The 14,214-nt window shown below is 74.5% G+C and carries 17 protein-coding genes; 8 read left to right on the top strand and 9 right to left on the bottom strand.

Features of this window, described 5'->3' with window-relative positions; translation table 11 throughout:
- Positions 1-153: 153 nt before the first annotated feature.
- Positions 154-546, top strand: coding sequence for a hypothetical protein (locus ACWGPF_RS10245; protein WP_452332731.1), 393 nt, complete (start codon positions 154-156; stop codon positions 544-546).
- Positions 547-589: 43 nt separating this feature from the next.
- Here ACWGPF_RS10245 and ACWGPF_RS10240 read toward each other — a convergent pair whose 3' ends face one another.
- Complete coding sequence (locus tag ACWGPF_RS10240) at positions 590-937, bottom strand: hypothetical protein (RefSeq protein ID WP_452332730.1); 348 nt, start codon at positions 935-937, stop codon at positions 590-592.
- A 126-nt stretch (positions 938-1,063) separates the two neighbouring features.
- Here ACWGPF_RS10240 and ACWGPF_RS10235 point away from each other — a divergent pair, with 126 nt between their 5' ends.
- From ACWGPF_RS10235 to ACWGPF_RS10220, 4 genes are read left to right on the top strand one after another with little or no spacing between them, the layout of a single operon-like run.
- Complete coding sequence (locus tag ACWGPF_RS10235) at positions 1,064-3,370, top strand: FdhF/YdeP family oxidoreductase (RefSeq protein WP_452332729.1); 2,307 nt, start codon at positions 1,064-1,066, stop codon at positions 3,368-3,370.
- 3 nt (positions 3,371-3,373) lie between these two features.
- On the top strand, positions 3,374-4,240 hold the full coding sequence (gene fdhD / locus ACWGPF_RS10230; protein ID WP_452332728.1) for a formate dehydrogenase accessory sulfurtransferase FdhD: 867 nt from the start codon (positions 3,374-3,376) through the stop codon (positions 4,238-4,240).
- A 9-nt stretch (positions 4,241-4,249) separates the two neighbouring features.
- The gene (locus tag ACWGPF_RS10225) at positions 4,250-4,894 is read left to right on the top strand and encodes an NAD(P)H-binding protein (protein ID WP_452332727.1); all 645 of its coding nucleotides are present in this window, start codon (positions 4,250-4,252) and stop codon (positions 4,892-4,894) included.
- Positions 4,891-5,298, top strand: a complete 408-nt coding sequence (locus tag ACWGPF_RS10220) for a DUF2809 domain-containing protein (protein WP_452332726.1) — start codon at positions 4,891-4,893, stop codon at positions 5,296-5,298. The genes ACWGPF_RS10225 and ACWGPF_RS10220 overlap by 4 nt, the downstream gene beginning before the upstream one ends.
- On the opposite strand, the gene ACWGPF_RS10215 is transcribed toward ACWGPF_RS10220, so the two are convergent.
- Genes ACWGPF_RS10215 through ACWGPF_RS10200 form a run of 4 tightly spaced genes read right to left on the bottom strand, consistent with a single transcriptional unit; the run spans position 5,252 to position 9,065 of the window.
- The gene (locus tag ACWGPF_RS10215) at positions 5,252-6,787 is read right to left on the bottom strand and encodes a deoxyguanosinetriphosphate triphosphohydrolase family protein (RefSeq protein WP_452332725.1); all 1,536 of its coding nucleotides are present in this window, start codon (positions 6,785-6,787) and stop codon (positions 5,252-5,254) included. The two genes, ACWGPF_RS10220 and ACWGPF_RS10215, sit on opposite strands and share 47 nt — an antisense overlap.
- Positions 6,788-6,797: 10 nt before the next feature.
- Positions 6,798-7,448, bottom strand: coding sequence for a DnaJ family domain-containing protein (locus ACWGPF_RS10210; protein ID WP_452332724.1), 651 nt, complete (start codon positions 7,446-7,448; stop codon positions 6,798-6,800).
- A gap of 31 nt (positions 7,449-7,479) precedes the next feature.
- On the bottom strand, positions 7,480-8,313 hold the full coding sequence (locus ACWGPF_RS10205) for a hypothetical protein (protein WP_452332723.1): 834 nt from the start codon (positions 8,311-8,313) through the stop codon (positions 7,480-7,482).
- Between the two features lie 47 nt (positions 8,314-8,360).
- Positions 8,361-9,065, bottom strand: coding sequence for an NUDIX hydrolase (locus ACWGPF_RS10200; RefSeq protein ID WP_452332722.1), 705 nt, complete (start codon positions 9,063-9,065; stop codon positions 8,361-8,363).
- A 53-nt stretch (positions 9,066-9,118) separates the two neighbouring features.
- Here ACWGPF_RS10200 and ACWGPF_RS10195 point away from each other — a divergent pair, with 53 nt between their 5' ends.
- Positions 9,119-9,616 carry a MogA/MoaB family molybdenum cofactor biosynthesis protein gene (locus ACWGPF_RS10195; protein WP_452332721.1) on the top strand — a complete coding sequence of 166 codons (498 nt, stop codon included), beginning with the start codon at positions 9,119-9,121 and terminating at the stop codon, positions 9,614-9,616.
- A complete protein-coding gene (locus ACWGPF_RS10190; protein WP_452332720.1) occupies positions 9,613-10,044 on the top strand; it encodes a molybdenum cofactor biosynthesis protein MoaE in 432 nt (143 codons plus the stop codon). Before ACWGPF_RS10195 ends, ACWGPF_RS10190 begins: the two co-directional genes overlap by 4 nt.
- A gap of 2 nt (positions 10,045-10,046) precedes the next feature.
- On the opposite strand, the gene ACWGPF_RS10185 is transcribed toward ACWGPF_RS10190, so the two are convergent.
- Genes ACWGPF_RS10185 through ACWGPF_RS10170 form a run of 4 tightly spaced genes read right to left on the bottom strand, consistent with a single transcriptional unit; the run spans position 10,047 to position 13,124 of the window.
- Positions 10,047-10,280 (bottom strand): MoaD/ThiS family protein, encoded by a 234-nt coding sequence (locus tag ACWGPF_RS10185; RefSeq protein WP_452332719.1) that lies wholly within the window; start codon positions 10,278-10,280, stop codon positions 10,047-10,049.
- The gene (moaC, locus tag ACWGPF_RS10180; RefSeq protein WP_452332718.1) at positions 10,277-10,762 is read right to left on the bottom strand and encodes a cyclic pyranopterin monophosphate synthase MoaC; all 486 of its coding nucleotides are present in this window, start codon (positions 10,760-10,762) and stop codon (positions 10,277-10,279) included. The genes ACWGPF_RS10185 and moaC overlap by 4 nt, the downstream gene beginning before the upstream one ends.
- Positions 10,759-11,979, bottom strand: a complete 1,221-nt coding sequence (locus ACWGPF_RS10175) for a molybdopterin molybdotransferase MoeA (RefSeq protein ID WP_452332717.1) — start codon at positions 11,977-11,979, stop codon at positions 10,759-10,761. Before ACWGPF_RS10175 ends, moaC begins: the two co-directional genes overlap by 4 nt.
- Positions 11,976-13,124 (bottom strand): ThiF family adenylyltransferase, encoded by a 1,149-nt coding sequence (locus tag ACWGPF_RS10170; protein WP_452332716.1) that lies wholly within the window; start codon positions 13,122-13,124, stop codon positions 11,976-11,978. Before ACWGPF_RS10170 ends, ACWGPF_RS10175 begins: the two co-directional genes overlap by 4 nt.
- A 58-nt stretch (positions 13,125-13,182) precedes the next feature.
- Here ACWGPF_RS10170 and moaA point away from each other — a divergent pair, with 58 nt between their 5' ends.
- Positions 13,183-14,199: a GTP 3',8-cyclase MoaA gene (moaA, locus tag ACWGPF_RS10165; RefSeq protein WP_452332715.1), complete on the top strand. Its 1,017-nt coding sequence runs from the start codon at positions 13,183-13,185 to the stop codon at positions 14,197-14,199.
- Positions 14,200-14,214 lie beyond the last annotated feature (15 nt).

The following is a 14,214-nucleotide window of genomic DNA, read 5'->3' as shown; positions in this document are numbered from 1 at the left end:
GGCCGATCCCGAGGATCGGCCATCGACATCCCACCGGCGCGCACCGTAACATTCCGTCATGAAGTGCATCCCGCGTTCATCCGGGTCGGACGTCGGCTCGCGCGGAGATGGGAAGGCGAGTCGACGATGGACATGAAGACGATGATGAGCGGGATGATGGCCGACGCCCCCGCCGACATGATGATGCCGATGGACCAGGAGCTCATGCAGGCGTGCATGGAGGCGTGCATGGCGTGCGAGCAGGCGTGCACGATGTGCGCCGACATGGACATGGGTGCGGACATGGCGATGTGCCGCAGCATGTGCATGAGCTGCGCGGACATGTGCCACGCGATGTCGCGCATGCTGATGCGCCCGATGGGCATGCAGGCGGCGCCCATGATGGCGATGCTCCAGGCGATGAAGGCGATGGCCATGGCATGCCGCGCCGAGTGCCTGACGCACGCCGAGATGAGCGAGGCCATGCGGATGTGCGCTCAGGCGTGCATGGACTGCGCTGACGCGTGCGACGCGCTCATGGCGAGCATGCAGCCGTCCGCGATGTGACGGCGGGCCCGAGACCGCGGACCGAGACGGCGGCGGGCGCGGCTCAGTGCGGGTCGCGCCCGTCCCGCACGTTCAGCCACCCGCTCGCGAGCGCCAGGACGTGGTAGCCCTCGTGCAGCGCCACGGGCTCGCCGGGGCGGACGAGACCGCCGAGGTGCTCGTGGTGCCACACGCGCGTCAGCACGACGCCGTCGAGGCCGGCGAGATCGAGCCAGCCGTCGGCGTCCGCGTGACCCGCGATGGCGTCGACCCAGCGGCTCGGCGTCGCGGAGGCGAGTCGCCGCTGCAGCATGTGCATGTCGTGACCCGCTCCCACCTCGGCGCACATCGCGCCGGCCTCGTGCAGGCACACCTCGGTGTGCGCGGCTGAGACGCGGATTCGGCTGGTCACGGATGCTCTCCTGACATGCGGCGGTCGGTGATGCGTCAACGCTACGCGCGGCTCACCGCGGAGCCATCCTCGCGCGTCACAGTGCGAAACCATCGCCTTCCGGCGCGCGCCGCGTAGCCTGGGGCCATGGCGACGAAGGCACCGCGCGGCGACATCGACGAATCGGAGCTCCGCGTCGGGGAGCGCGCGACGGCCGCGGTGGGGATCCCCGCGGTCGTCCACGCCCTGCGCATCTCCGTCGACCAGATGGGAGCCGCGCGCACGGCGCGGACGCTCCTGCGCGTGAACCAGAAGGACGGGTTCGACTGCCCCGGCTGCGCATGGCCGGAGGAGGACCGCCGGCACGTCGCGGAGTTCTGCGAGAACGGCGCGAAGGCGGTCGCCGAGGAGGCGACGCTGCGCCGCGTCGGCCCCGGCTTCTTCGCCCGGCACTCCGTCGCGGAGCTCCGGTCGCACGACGACTACTGGCTCGGGCAGCAGGGCCGCCTCACGCACCCGATGGTGCTCGACGAGGGCGCCTCGCACTACCGCGAAGCGTCGTGGGACGAGGCTCTGGGCATCGTGGCGGACGCCCTCCGGGGGCTCGACGACCCCGACGAGGCGGTGTTCTACACATCGGGACGCACCTCGAACGAGGCGGCCTTCGCCTATCAGCTGCTCGTGCGGGGGCTCGGCACGAACAACCTCCCCGACTGCTCGAACATGTGCCACGAGTCGAGCGGCTCGGCACTCACCGAGACCATCGGGATCGGCAAGGGCACGGTGTCGATCGACGATGTGCACGAGGCCGACCTCATCGTCGTCGCGGGCCAGAACCCGGGCACGAACCACCCGCGCATGCTGTCGGCTCTCGAGAAGGCGAAGCAGCGCGGTGCCGTGGTCGTCGCGGTGAACCCGCTCCCGGAGGCGGGCCTCCTGCGCTTCCGCAACCCGCAGACGGTGCACGGCGCGCTGCTCGGCGGCACGCCCATCGCCGATGACTTCCTGCAGATCCGGCTCGGCGGCGACCAGGCGCTCTTCCAGGGCATCGGCAAGCATCTGCTCGAGATCGAGGAGGCGGAGGGCGTCGTCGTCGACCGGGGCTTCGTGGAGTCGCACACCTCGGGCTTCCCCGCGTACCGCGACGCGCTGTCGCGCACGGGATGGGCGGAGCTCGAGGCCGCGACGGGCCTCACGGAGTCGCGCATCCGCGAGACGGCGGAGCGCTTCCGCTCGGCCCGGAGCGCGATCGTGTGCTGGGCCATGGGGCTCACCCAGCACAAGCACTCGGTCGCGACGCTGCGCGACGTCGTGAACGTCCTCCTCCTGCAGGGCAACATCGGCCGCGCGGGGGCGGGCGTCTGCCCCGTCCGCGGTCACTCGAACGTGCAGGGCGATCGCACGATGGGCATCTTCGAGCGCCCGTCCGAGTCGTTCCTCGCCGCGCTCGACGAGGAGTTCTCGTTCACGGCGCCGCGCGCGCACGGCTACGACGTCGTCGCGGCCATCCGTGCGATGCGCCGCGGCGCCGTGCGCACGTTCTTCGCGATGGGAGGGAACTTCGTGTCCGCGACGCCCGACACCGCCGTCGTGGAGGCCGCGATGGCATCGGTCGACCTCACGGTGCACGTCTCGACGAAGCTCAACCGCTCGCACGTCGTGCACGGGCGCCGTGCCGTCATCCTGCCCACCCTCGGCCGCACCGACCGGGATCGGAGCCGGAGGGGAGACCAGCGCGTCACGGTCGAGGACTCCATGGGAGCAGTTCACGCGTCACGCGGACGTCTCGCCCCTCCCGACGCCGGCCTCCTCAGCGAAGTCGCGATCGTGGCGCGGATCGCAGAACGCGTGTTCGCCGGGCGGGCGGGGGCTCCCCGCGCGGACTGGAGCTCGTTCGCCGAGGACTACGGGCGCGTGCGCACGCACATCTCGCGCGTCGTGCCGGGCTTCGATGCCGACGAGCGACTCCTCGAGAAGGGACGGACGTTCTTCCTCCCGAACGGCCCGCGCGACGCGCGCCGGTTCGACACCGCGACGGGCCGCGCGATGTTCACCGCCAACGCGCTCGAGTATCCGCGCATCCCCGCCGGCCGGCTGCTGCTGCAGACGCTGCGCTCGCACGACCAGTACAACACGACGATCTACGGCAAGGACGACCGGTACCGCGGCATCCACGACGGACGCCGCGTCGTGCTCGTCCACGCGGACGACATCCGCGCACTCGGGTTCGCCGAGGACGACGTCGTCGACCTCGTCTCGGAGTGGGAGGGGCCGGACGGCCTCGAAGAGCGAGCGGCGTCGGCGTTCCGGCTCGTCGCCTACGACACTCCCCGGGGCAACGCCGCGGCGTACTACCCCGAGACGAACGTGCTCGTGCCGCTCGAATCGGTGGCCGACACGAGCGGCACGCCGACGTCGAAGGCCGTCGTCGTTCGCCTGCGGCGACGGGACTGAGCCGTGGGCAGGATCACGGCGCGCCGACCGGTCGTGCGCATCCGCATGGACGGACCCGACGGGCCCGCCTCGTCGCGGAGACCCGATGCGCTCGCCGTCGAGGAGCCCCTCGAGATCCGGATCGGCGGAGCGCCCCTCACCGTCACGATGCGGACACCCGGACACGACGTCGAGCTCGCGACGGGGTTCCTCGTCTCCGAGGGCGTCGTGCGTCGTGCGGACGACGTGCGCGCGGCCATCCACTGCGGCGGCCCGGGGACGGGCGGCGAGGAGAACACGTACAACGTCCTCGACCTCTCGCTCGCCCACGCCGTCGACATCGCCTCGCTCGTGCGGGCGTTCCCGACGACGAGCGCATGCGGGGTCTGCGGAACGGCGTCGATCGCCCAGGTGCAGGCGCGGGCTCCGTTCGACGTCGCCGGCGACCCCGTGCGCATCCCCGCCGCGCTTCTCGCCGGGATCCCCGACCGCCTCCGCGCGCGTCAGGACGTCTTCGCGCAGACCGGCGGACTGCACGCAGCGGCGCTCGTGGACGTCGGGACGGGGGAGATCGTCGTCGTGCGCGAGGACGTCGGGCGTCACAACGCCGTCGACAAGGTCGTGGGATGGGCGGCGGCGCGCGGGCTCCTGCCGCTCGCGGGCCATGTCCTCGCGGTGTCGGGACGCGCGAGCTTCGAGCTCGTCCAGAAGGCCGCGATGGCCGGGATCCCCGCGCTCGCGGCGGTCTCGGCTCCCTCGTCGCTCGCCGTCGAGCTCGCCGCCGACAGGGGGATCACCCTGGTCGGCTTCCTCCGCGGGGCGACCATGAACGCGTACGCGGGAGCGGAGCGGATCGTGGTCTCCGGCCCTGCCGCCGCCGGGCCCGCCTAGGCTGGCGGCATGTCCCGCATCCTCATCGTCGGCGGCCACGGCAAGGTCGCCCTGCTCCTCGCCCCTCTCCTCGCCGCACGAGGCGACGAGGTGACGTCCGTCATCCGCGATCCCGCTCAGGCGGCGGACGTCGAAGCGTCAGGGGCCGCGCCGCTCGTGCTCGACGTCGAGCACGCGGAGGTCGACGCCCTCGCGGAGGCCCTCCGCGGCCAGGACGCCGTCGTGTGGTCGGCGGGAGCGGGCGGCGGCGATCCGCGCCGCACGACGGCCGTCGACCGCGATGCGGCCATCCGCACGATGGACGCAGCGGCGCAGGCCGGCGTGGACCGCTACGTCATGGTGTCGTATCTCGGGGCGGGCCCCGACCACGGCGTCCCGGCGGACAGCTCCTTCCACGCCTACGCGGAGGCGAAGAGCGCCGCCGACGCCCACCTGCGCGCGACCGGGCTCGCCTACACGATCCTGCAGCCGGGCCCGCTCACGCTCGATGCGCCGACCGGGCTCATCGAGACGGCGGAGCCGGGCGAGGGTCGCGCGTCGCGCGCCGATGTCGCCGCCGTCGCGGCGGCCGTGCTCGCCGATCCCCGCACCTCCCGCCGCACGATCGCCTTCGGCAGCGGATCCACGCCCATCGCGGACGCGCTGGCGCGATGAGGCGGGCCGCCCTCGTCGGCGCGGCCGTCGCCGTCGTCGTCGCAGGGCTCGCCGTGCACCGCCTCGCTCCCGACGGCGTCGTGGCGGATGCCGCGGGCGACGTGCTCTACGCCGTGCTCGCCTACCTGCTCGCGGCGTTCGCCGCCCCGCGCGCGCGGTCCGTGGTGGTCGCTGCGGTCGCGTTCGCGTGGTGCGCCGCCGTCGAGCTGCTCCAGCTCACCCCGCTGCCGGCGCTCGCGGCCAGGGCCTTCCCGCCCTCCGCGCTCGTGCTCGGCACGACGTTCGTCGCGACCGATCTGCTCTGGTACGCCGCGGGTGCCGCGGCCGCGGCGGTCGCTGACCGTCTCGCGCGCCTGTTCAGAGGCCCTGGCCGGCATCCCACAGGCGCTCCGGCGAGCCGTTGATGAGCGCGTCGATGTGCATGGCCTGCGCGTCGGTGAGCGATGCGACGTAGTCCACGATGCCGCGGCCGGTCGCCCGACGCCTCAGCTCGGGTCCGCCTTCGGCGTCGAGCAGCTCGGGGCTCTCACGCCGCAGGCGCGCATAGTCCTCGGCGGCGAGATCGACGAGGTCGAGCAGCCGGCGCGGCGCCCTCCGGACGTCGTGCGGGTCGTCGAGCCAGGCCGCGAACCCGTCGACGAGGCGCTCGAGCACGTTCGCCTGTCCGCGCTGGTAGACCGCGAGGTCGGGGCGTTCGAGGATGAACCGCTGGTGCAGGAACTTCAGCACCGCCACCTCGTGCCAGGCGCGGCGGTCGAGGCTCACGTGCCCCGAGCGCATCGACGGCTCGGCGACGACAGAGACGGAGTGCTGCAGGCGCGCGATCCAGGCGGCCGTGAACTGCGACAGCGTGCGCTCGGTCGCCATCGACCCGTCGAAGGGGACGGCGAGCAGACCGTCGATGACCTCGTCGTTGACGCGGCCGACGGCCTCGGCGAACGCGTCCTCGTCGGCGATCCACGGGTCCTTCGCCGCGAGCCGCCGCCAGAGCAGCTCGAGGGATCGGCCGGGGGCGCGGGAGGAGAGCGAGAGGTCGCCGCGCGCCGCGGCGTGGAGCACGAGGCGGTCGCGACGCCAGGCTCGGAACTCGGCCGAGATCGTGGACTGGTTGAGGAGACCGGCGCGGTAGAAGTCGTCGAGGTCGTGCAGCGAGTACGCGATGTCGTCGGCGATGTCCATCACCGAGCACTCGACCGTCTGCTGCAGGGGCGCGATCGCCGGGTACGCGGCGCGCGCGTCGGCCATCTCCCGCGCATCGAGGGCGAAGGCCGAGAACTTGTAGGCACCCTGGCCGATCGTCGCCGGCGTGATGCCGCGCGGTGCGACCTCCCGGTCGAACCAGGCGTCGCCCTCGGCGCGCAGCCACGGGTACTTCAGCACGGCCGCGCGCACGGCCGCGGTCAGGTTGAGCCCGGAGCCTGCTCTGTCGTACTCGTCGAGGCGCGTCAGGATGCGGAACGTCTGCGCGTTGCCCTCGAACCCGTCGCGGAGGCCGAAGCGGTCCTTCGCGAGCCGATCGAGCGTCTGCTCGCCGAGGTGGCCGAACGGCGGATGGCCGAGGTCGTGGGCGGCGGCGGCCGCCTGGACGACGACGGGGTCGCATCCGCCGAGGTCCGCGACGACACGCCCCCTGTCGCCCTCGTCGTTCGCGAGCTGCACGGCGATGCCACGGGCGACGGCCGCGACCTTGACCGAGTGCGTGAGCCGGTTGTGCACGGCGAGCCCGGCACCGGTCTGCGCGATGACCTGCGTCACCGCGGACAGGCGCGAGTAGTACGGCGAGAAGCGGATGCGCTCGACGTCCACGCGGTACTCGGGATTGCGCTCGCGGCGCTGGTGCTCGTCGAGCGCCTCGGGGACGCGTCGGGCGATGCGGGGGTCGTGCGGGCTCATCGTCCCGATGCTACGGGAGCGGCGGCGTCCGCCGTGCACGGCCGAACAGCCGGCGGCGCCGGGGCGGCGCCTCGGCGGAGGCGTGTGCGCGCGCCGCGTCGCGGGCGGCTCTGCGCGCCGCCCATGCGGCGATCTCGGCGTCGATGTCGGCCGTGGGGGTCACGACGGGCGGCCCGCCGAGGAGCTGCAGCCGGGCATCGCGCACGCGCCGGTTGAAATCCTCCAGATGCGCGCGCACGTCGTCCTCGCGGGCGAGCGCGTCGAGGCTGCCGGCGAGAGCCGCGTGCTCGACGCGGAGCTGCAGCGCGGGCGGGCCGAGCCCTGTGAGCCCCTCCCGCTCGATCTTCCGACGGATCCACCAGTCGGGGTCGTGCGACGTGCCGAGCCCCGGGATGGGCTTGCCCGCACCCGGCAGATCGTCGAACTCGCCGCGGCGGATGGCGGCGCGGATCACCTGCTCGACGTACGCCGCCCGGTCGGTCGCGGTGTACGAGCCCGCGTCTCCCGTCGGGTCCGCCGCGCGCGGATGGGCCCGTGCCGCGTCGGCCCCCGCCGGCGTGGCCTCCGCCCCCGGCGCGTCGTCCAGCTCCGCGCGGATGCGGTCGATCCGATACTGCGCGGCGGCGACCCGCGGATCGTCGTCTTCTCGTCGTGCGCCCATCGGGGACCTCCCCTTCCAGGCTAGGCGGGGCTCAGCCGACGAGCTCCGCCCGCAGGCGCGCGAGATGCCCAGCCGTGAGATCGTCCTCGGCGACGACGCCCGTGGGGCGCTCGCGGAGCACGGGGAACGGCACGTCGGGCACCTCGCCCGACGGCCGCACGTCGAGGTGCACGACGTCGTCGCCGCGCGCCGCGAGCCAGGATGCCATGTCGTAGTCGCTGGGGGAGTCGCCCGCCGTGAACCAGCGCGTGGGCGGGGCCATCCGCTCGGCGACGAGGGCGAGAGCGCGCGCGGCGCCGAGCGCCTTGCCCGCCGTGACGTGCTCGATGTCGACGGAGATGATCGTGGGGACGATGTGGAAGGAGTCGGCGAGACCGAGTGCGCGGATGAGCGCGGCGCAGTCGTCGACGAAGGCGGGCTGTGCGGCGAGGTAGTCCGCGCTCGCGACGTCGACGTTCTGCTCGACGGAGATCATCGTCTCCTTCGTGTCGTCCCAGAACATCAGGTGCGAGAGGCTGCCCGCGAGCGCGCGCACGCCGTCGACGAGGTCCTGCGGCGGGCGGAGCGCGAGGTCGGCCGACACGGGGCCCGCGTGGGGCGGCTCGCCCTCCAGCGCGAACCACGTGGCGCCCTTCTCGCCGACCCCCCAGACGGGGGCGTCCGCGCGCAGCCCGGCCGCGGCGAGCTCGGGGAGCACGCGTTCGACGAGGAACGCGGCCGACCGGCCCGTGTTGAACACGATGGGGCAGCCGCCGTGCGCGATCGCGACGAGGTCGGCGGCGATGGAGGGCAGCCGCAGCGTGCGGGTCACGGTGCTCGCGAGGGGGCCGTCGACGTCGAGGAGGAGTCCGAGAGGGGCAGTCACCCCTCCATCCTCGCGGATCGCCGCGGTCCGCCCGTCGCGTCGGCTCCTCACGCCGGCACGTCGATCGTCCGGGATCGATCCCAGGGCTCCGTCCATCCCACGGCATCGAACACGGCGTCGAGGACCCCGGCCGTGAACCCCCAGACGACGCGCTCGGCGCCCGAGGCCGGATCGGCCAGCACGAAGGCCGGCCCACGCCATTCGGCAACGCCCCGACGGGTGACGGAGGTGCGCCGGTGCGCCGGGTCCAGGAGGTCGGCGACGGGCGCGCGGAACACGGCGGCCGACTCCGCCGCGTCGACGGCGCGCACCGGGGTCGGGCGCCGCCACCAGGCCAGGACGGGGGTCACCAGGTGGCCCGAGACGGGCACGGGGATGTCGCGCAGCGTGCCGAGCACGTCGACGCCGGATGGCTCGAGGCCCGTCTCCTCGCGGGCCTCGCGCAGGGCCGCGGCGACCGTGTCGGGGTCGCGGGGCTCCACGCGTCCGCCGGGGAACGCGATCTGGCCCGCGTGCGCACGGAGGGTCGTCGCGCGGGTCAGCAGGAGCACATCCAGGTCGGAGGAGACGGCCGTCCCCGCCCGGTCGGCGGGCAGGTCGTCGAGGACGCCGAACAGCACGAGCACACCGGCGGGCCGGGTCGCACCGGCCATCATGGCGGGGCGCTCCGCGGCCCAGGGGCCGAGGAAGCCGTCGTCGTGCGCGAGGGCCTCCAACTGGGCGCGGGCGGTGCCCGGTGTCGCGGAGGCCATCCTCCGAGCGTAACGCGGGTGTCGCCGCGGGGCGCCGGCCGTAGGCTCTCGGTGTGAGCAGCGAAATTCCCGCGGCGCCGCGCGCCGCCGTCATCACCGTGAGCGATCGTGCCGCGGCCGGTGTGCGCGATGACGCGTCCGGTCCGGTCGCGGTCGCGGCCCTCCGGGGGGCGGGATGGCCGTGCGACGATGCGAGGATCGTGCCCGACGGCGAGGACGCCGTCGCATCGGCGCTCCGCGACGCCGTCGGCTCGGGTGCACGGCTCGTCATCACCTCGGGCGGAACGGGCGTCGGCCCGCGCGACCGCACGCCCGAGGGCACGCGCCGCGTGATCGAGCGGGAGGTCCCGGGCATCGCGGAGGAGCTGCGGCGCGTCGGCGCCGCCGCCACGCCAGCGGGCGTGCTGTCGCGAGGAGTCGCGGGGGTTACGGCCGAGGCGCTCGTCGTGAACCTCCCGGGCTCGCCGAAGGCCGTCGGCGAGGGGATGCCCGTCGTGCTCGCGGTCGCACGGCACGTCGTCGACCAGCTCGCGGGCGGAGATCACGCGTGACGGCGCGGGTCGCGCTCGCGCGCATCTCGGAGACGGAGATCGCGCTCGACGAGCACCTGGCGCTCGTCGACGACGCCACGGCGGGGGCCGAGACGAGCTTCGTGGGGCGCGTGCGCGATCACGACCCCGATGCCGCGGGTGCCGTCGTCGCCCTCGAGTACTCCGCGCATCCCGACGCGGAGCAGACGCTGCACGACCTCGCAGCGCGCGCCGCGTCCGCGCACGATGCCGCCGTCGCCGTGAGCCACCGGATCGGCCGGCTCGCGGTGGGGGACGCGGCCGTCGTCATCGCCGTGTCGTCGGCGCACCGCGACGGCGCGTTCGCGGCATGCCGTCAGATCATCGAGGACATCAAGCGCGAGCTGCCCGTCTGGAAGCGCCAGGTCGAGGCCGACGGCACGACGGCGTGGAAGGGCCTGGGAGGCTGACCTCAGCCGCCGGCGAAGGGCGGCAGCACGTCGACGAAGGCGACTCCCGCCAAGGGCACGTCGTCGTCGTGTCGCGCCCCGTCGAGCAGCAGCGCGCAGCGCGGCAGGATCGACCCGAGCGCAGGGTGCGCGGCGACGAGAGCCGAGCGCAGCGCGTCGAGCGTCGGTTCGTCGCGGGTCTCCTCGGCGCGGCCGGCCGCCTCCTCGGCCGCGGCGAAGTACCGGACGGTGGTCACGTCTCGTCCTCGCGGGTCCACGAGCCCGATCTCCCGCCCTCCTTGGCGACGATGCGCGCGTCGGCGATGATGGCGGAGCGGTCGACGCCCTTGATCATGTCCACGATGGCGAGCGCCGCGACCGTCACGGCCGTGAGCGCCTCCATCTCGACGCCCGTGCGGTCGGCCGTGCGGATGGTCGCCTCGATGTCGACGCCGTCCGCGACGACGGCGAGATCGACGGTCGCGCCGTGCACGCCGATGACGTGGGCGAGCGGCAGCAGCTCCGCGCAGCGCTTGGCGGCCTGGATGCCGGCGATGCGCGCGACCGCGAGCACGTCGCCCTTCGGGACGGAGCCGTCGCGGAGCGCGGCGACGGTGGCGGGGGCGCAGTGCACGGATGCGCGCGCCGTCGCCGAGCGCACGGTGGGCTGCTTCGCCGTGACGTCGACCATGCGCGCATGCCCTGCGCCGTCGAGGTGGGTGAAGGCGGGGGAGGTCATGACACCAGCATGACATCGACCGGGTCGCCGGCCGCGACGGCGTCGACCTCCGCGGGCACCACCGCGAACGCCTCCGCCCTCGCGAGCCCTCCCGCGAGGTGCGAGCCGGAGCCGCCGGCCGTCGCGGGCCGCACGGACCAGGCGCCCGGATCGCGCCGGTCGACCACGGACGGGAGGTACTGCGTGCGACCTGGCGGGGTGCGCCATCCGCTCGCTGCCGGCAGCCGCAGGACGGGGCGGAAGAGCGCGGTGCGCCCCTGGAGGGCGAGGAGGGCGGGGCGGACGAACGCCTCGAACGACACCGCGACGCTGACGGGGTTGCCCGGCAGCCCGAAGACGAGCGGGCCGTCGTCGAGGCGCCCGAACGCCTGCGGCTTGCCCGGCTGCATCGCGACGCCGACGAACTCGATGCGCCCGGCGAGAGCCTGCTTGACGGGCTCGTAGGCGCCCGCGCTCACGCCGCCCGAGGTCAGCACGACGTCGATGTCCGCCGCTTCGGCCAGCACGCGCAGGAGCGCGGCGGGGTCGTCGTCGACGCGGGCGACGCGCGCGGGCACGGCTCCCGCGTCGCGCACGAGCCCGGCGAGCAGGACGGAGTTCGACTCGGGGATCCGCCCACGCGAGAGCGCGTCACCGGGGGCGACGAGCTCCGACCCGGTCGAGACGATGAGGACGCGCGGCCGCGGACGCACGAGGACGTCGCCGCCGTGGCCCGTGGCAGCGGCGGCGGAGAGGGCGAACGCCGTCAGCGGCGAACCGGCGGAGAGCACCTCGTCGCCCGCGCGCACGTCCTCGCCGCGCCGGCGGATGTGCGCTCCCGCGGCGCGCGGCGGGCGCAGCACCTCGACGCCGCCGAGGGAGTCGCGCAACCCGCCCGCCGTGTCCTCGAACGGCACGACGACGTCGGCGTCCGTCGGAACGGGCGCGCCCGTCATGATGCGCGCCGCCTCGCCGGTGCCGAGGGCGGGGTCGGCACCGCTCCCTGCCGGCACGTCGGCGACGACGCGCAGCGGGACGGGCGCCGCGGCGACGTCAGCGAACCGCACGGCGAAGCCGTCCATGGCGGAGTTGTCGAACGCGGGCACGTCGACGAGCGCGCGCAGGGGCTCCGCGAGCGTGAGGCCCTCCGCGGCGGCGAGCGCGACGCGCTCCGGTGCGAGCGGGCGCACGGCGCCGAGGACGACGGCCAGCTGCGCGTCGACGGTGCGCAGGCTCATCCGCGCGTCTCCCTCGACCAGTCGTCGAATCCGCCTGCCAGCACGACGGGACGCGCGAACGGCGCGAGAGCGTCGGCCGCGCGGCGGGCGCGGACGCCCGCCTGGCAGACCACGACGACGTCACCGCCTCCGACCGTGAGCGCCGCGCCCGCGGGATCCGCGAGGACGCGGGCGAGGGGGATGTGCACGGCGCCGGGAAGCATGCCGCCCGCGAGTTCCTCCTCCTCGCGCACATCGAGCACGGCGGGAGGGCGGGCCGCGGCGAGCGCCGTGCGCGCCTGCGCCGTCGTCAGCTCGCGGACGGGCGCGGCGGGCGGGCGCGAAGAGGCGTCACGCGTCGGCGCGGCGATCGGAGTCGCGTCTGACGGAGGCGCGCCCGCCTGCGCGCGCAGCGGCACCTCGCGGTGGCGCGCCGTGAGGGCGTCGACGAGGAGCACGCGCCCCAGCAGCGGTTTCCCGACGCCGGCGATGAGGGCGACGGCCTGCGTCGCCATGAGGGCGCCGATCTGGAGACAGAGGGTGCCGAGAACCCCGATCTGGGCGCAGCTGGGCGGATCGCCGACCCGGTCAGGAGGGAAGAGATCGGCGAGCACGACGGCTTCCGCCCCCGCGGGCGGGCGCGACCAGAACACGGTCAACTGCGCGGCCGTCTCCTGAACCGTGCCCCACACGAGCGGAATGCCGGACGCCTCGGTCGCATCGGCCACGGCCATCCGCGTCTCGAACAGGTCGGAGCCGTCGAGCACGACGTCGGCACCCGCGAGCAGCACCGCGGCGTTCTCCGCGTCGAGGCGCCGCCGCACCGGGACGACGCGGACCGCCGGCGCGAGCGCCGCGGCGGCGCGCACGGCGCTGTCGACCTTCGGCTCCCCGACGTCGCCGACGCCGTGCAGGATCTGGCGCTGCAGATTCGACAGCTCGACGACGTCGTCGTCGATCACGGTGAGCGTGCCGACGCCGGCCGCGGCGAGAGCGAGCACGGCGGGGGAGCCGAGCCCGCCCGCGCCGACCACGGCGACGTGCGCGGCCGCGAGGCGCCGCTGGCCCTCGTCTCCCAACGCGGCGAGGGTGCGATGGCGGGCGGTGCGCACCGCCTCGCCGGGATCGAGCGCGGGCGCGGGCGGGACGAGGGGCGGGAACGACATGACCCCAGGGTAGGGCCGCGCGGATCCCACACGGTCGTCTGCGGCCTACGCTGGACGCATGCGCACCGCCCCCGCCCTCGTCGACACGCACGGGCGCGTCCACCGCGATCTGCGCATCTCGCTCACCGACCGCTGCTCGCTGCGCTGCACCTACTGCATGCCCGAGCAGGGCAACGAGTGGCTGGCGCGCACGAGCATCCTCTCGCTCGACGAGGTCGAGAAGGTCGCCGCCGTCGCGGCGGCGGCGGGCGTGACGACGTTCCGCCTCACGGGCGGCGAGCCGCTGCTGCGCTCCGACATCGTCGAGGTCGTCGCCCGCCTCGCGCGCCTGCAGGGGCCGCACGGCCCGGTGCAGGTCGCCATGACGACCAACGGCATCCGCCTGCCCGAGTTCCTGCCGGCGCTCGTGGATGCGGGGCTCCACCGACTCAACATCTCGATCGACACGCTCGACCGGGAGCGGTTCCGGTCGCTCACGCGGCGCGATCGGCTCGACGACGTGCTCGCGGGCATCGCGGCGGCCGCCGCCTCGCCTCTCACCCCGCTCAAGCTGAACGCCGTCGCCATGCGCGACGTCAACGAGGACGAGCTCGTCGACCTCGTGGCGTTCGCGGTCGACCACGGCGCGCAGATGCGGTTCATCGAGCAGATGCCGCTCGACGCCGGGCACACCTGGTCGCGCGAGCGGATGGTGACGCGCGAGGAGATCCTGGAGCGCCTGTCGTCGCGGTGGCGGCTCGCGCCCGTGCCAGGACGGGGCGGTGCGCCGGCCGAGACCTGGACCCTCGACGGCGGCCCGCACACGGTCGGCGTCATCGCGTCGGTGACCGCGCCGTTCTGCGGCGCGTGCGACCGTCTCCGTCTCACGGCCGACGGCCAGCTGCGCAACTGCCTCTTCTCCACGACGGAGTTCGATCTCCTGCCGATCCTGCGCGCCGGGCACGAGGAGCACGCCGAGCGCGAGGCGCTCGACGCCATGCTCCGCGGCTGCATCATCCGGAAGCTGCCGGGGCATGCGATCGACGATCCCTCGTTCCTCCAACCCGCACGGGGGATGAACGCCATCGGCGGCTGACGCGTCCGGTCCTCG

The organism is Microbacterium sp. NPDC055683 (assembly GCF_053617895.1).
This window is presented reverse-complemented; position numbering and strand designations above follow the sequence as displayed.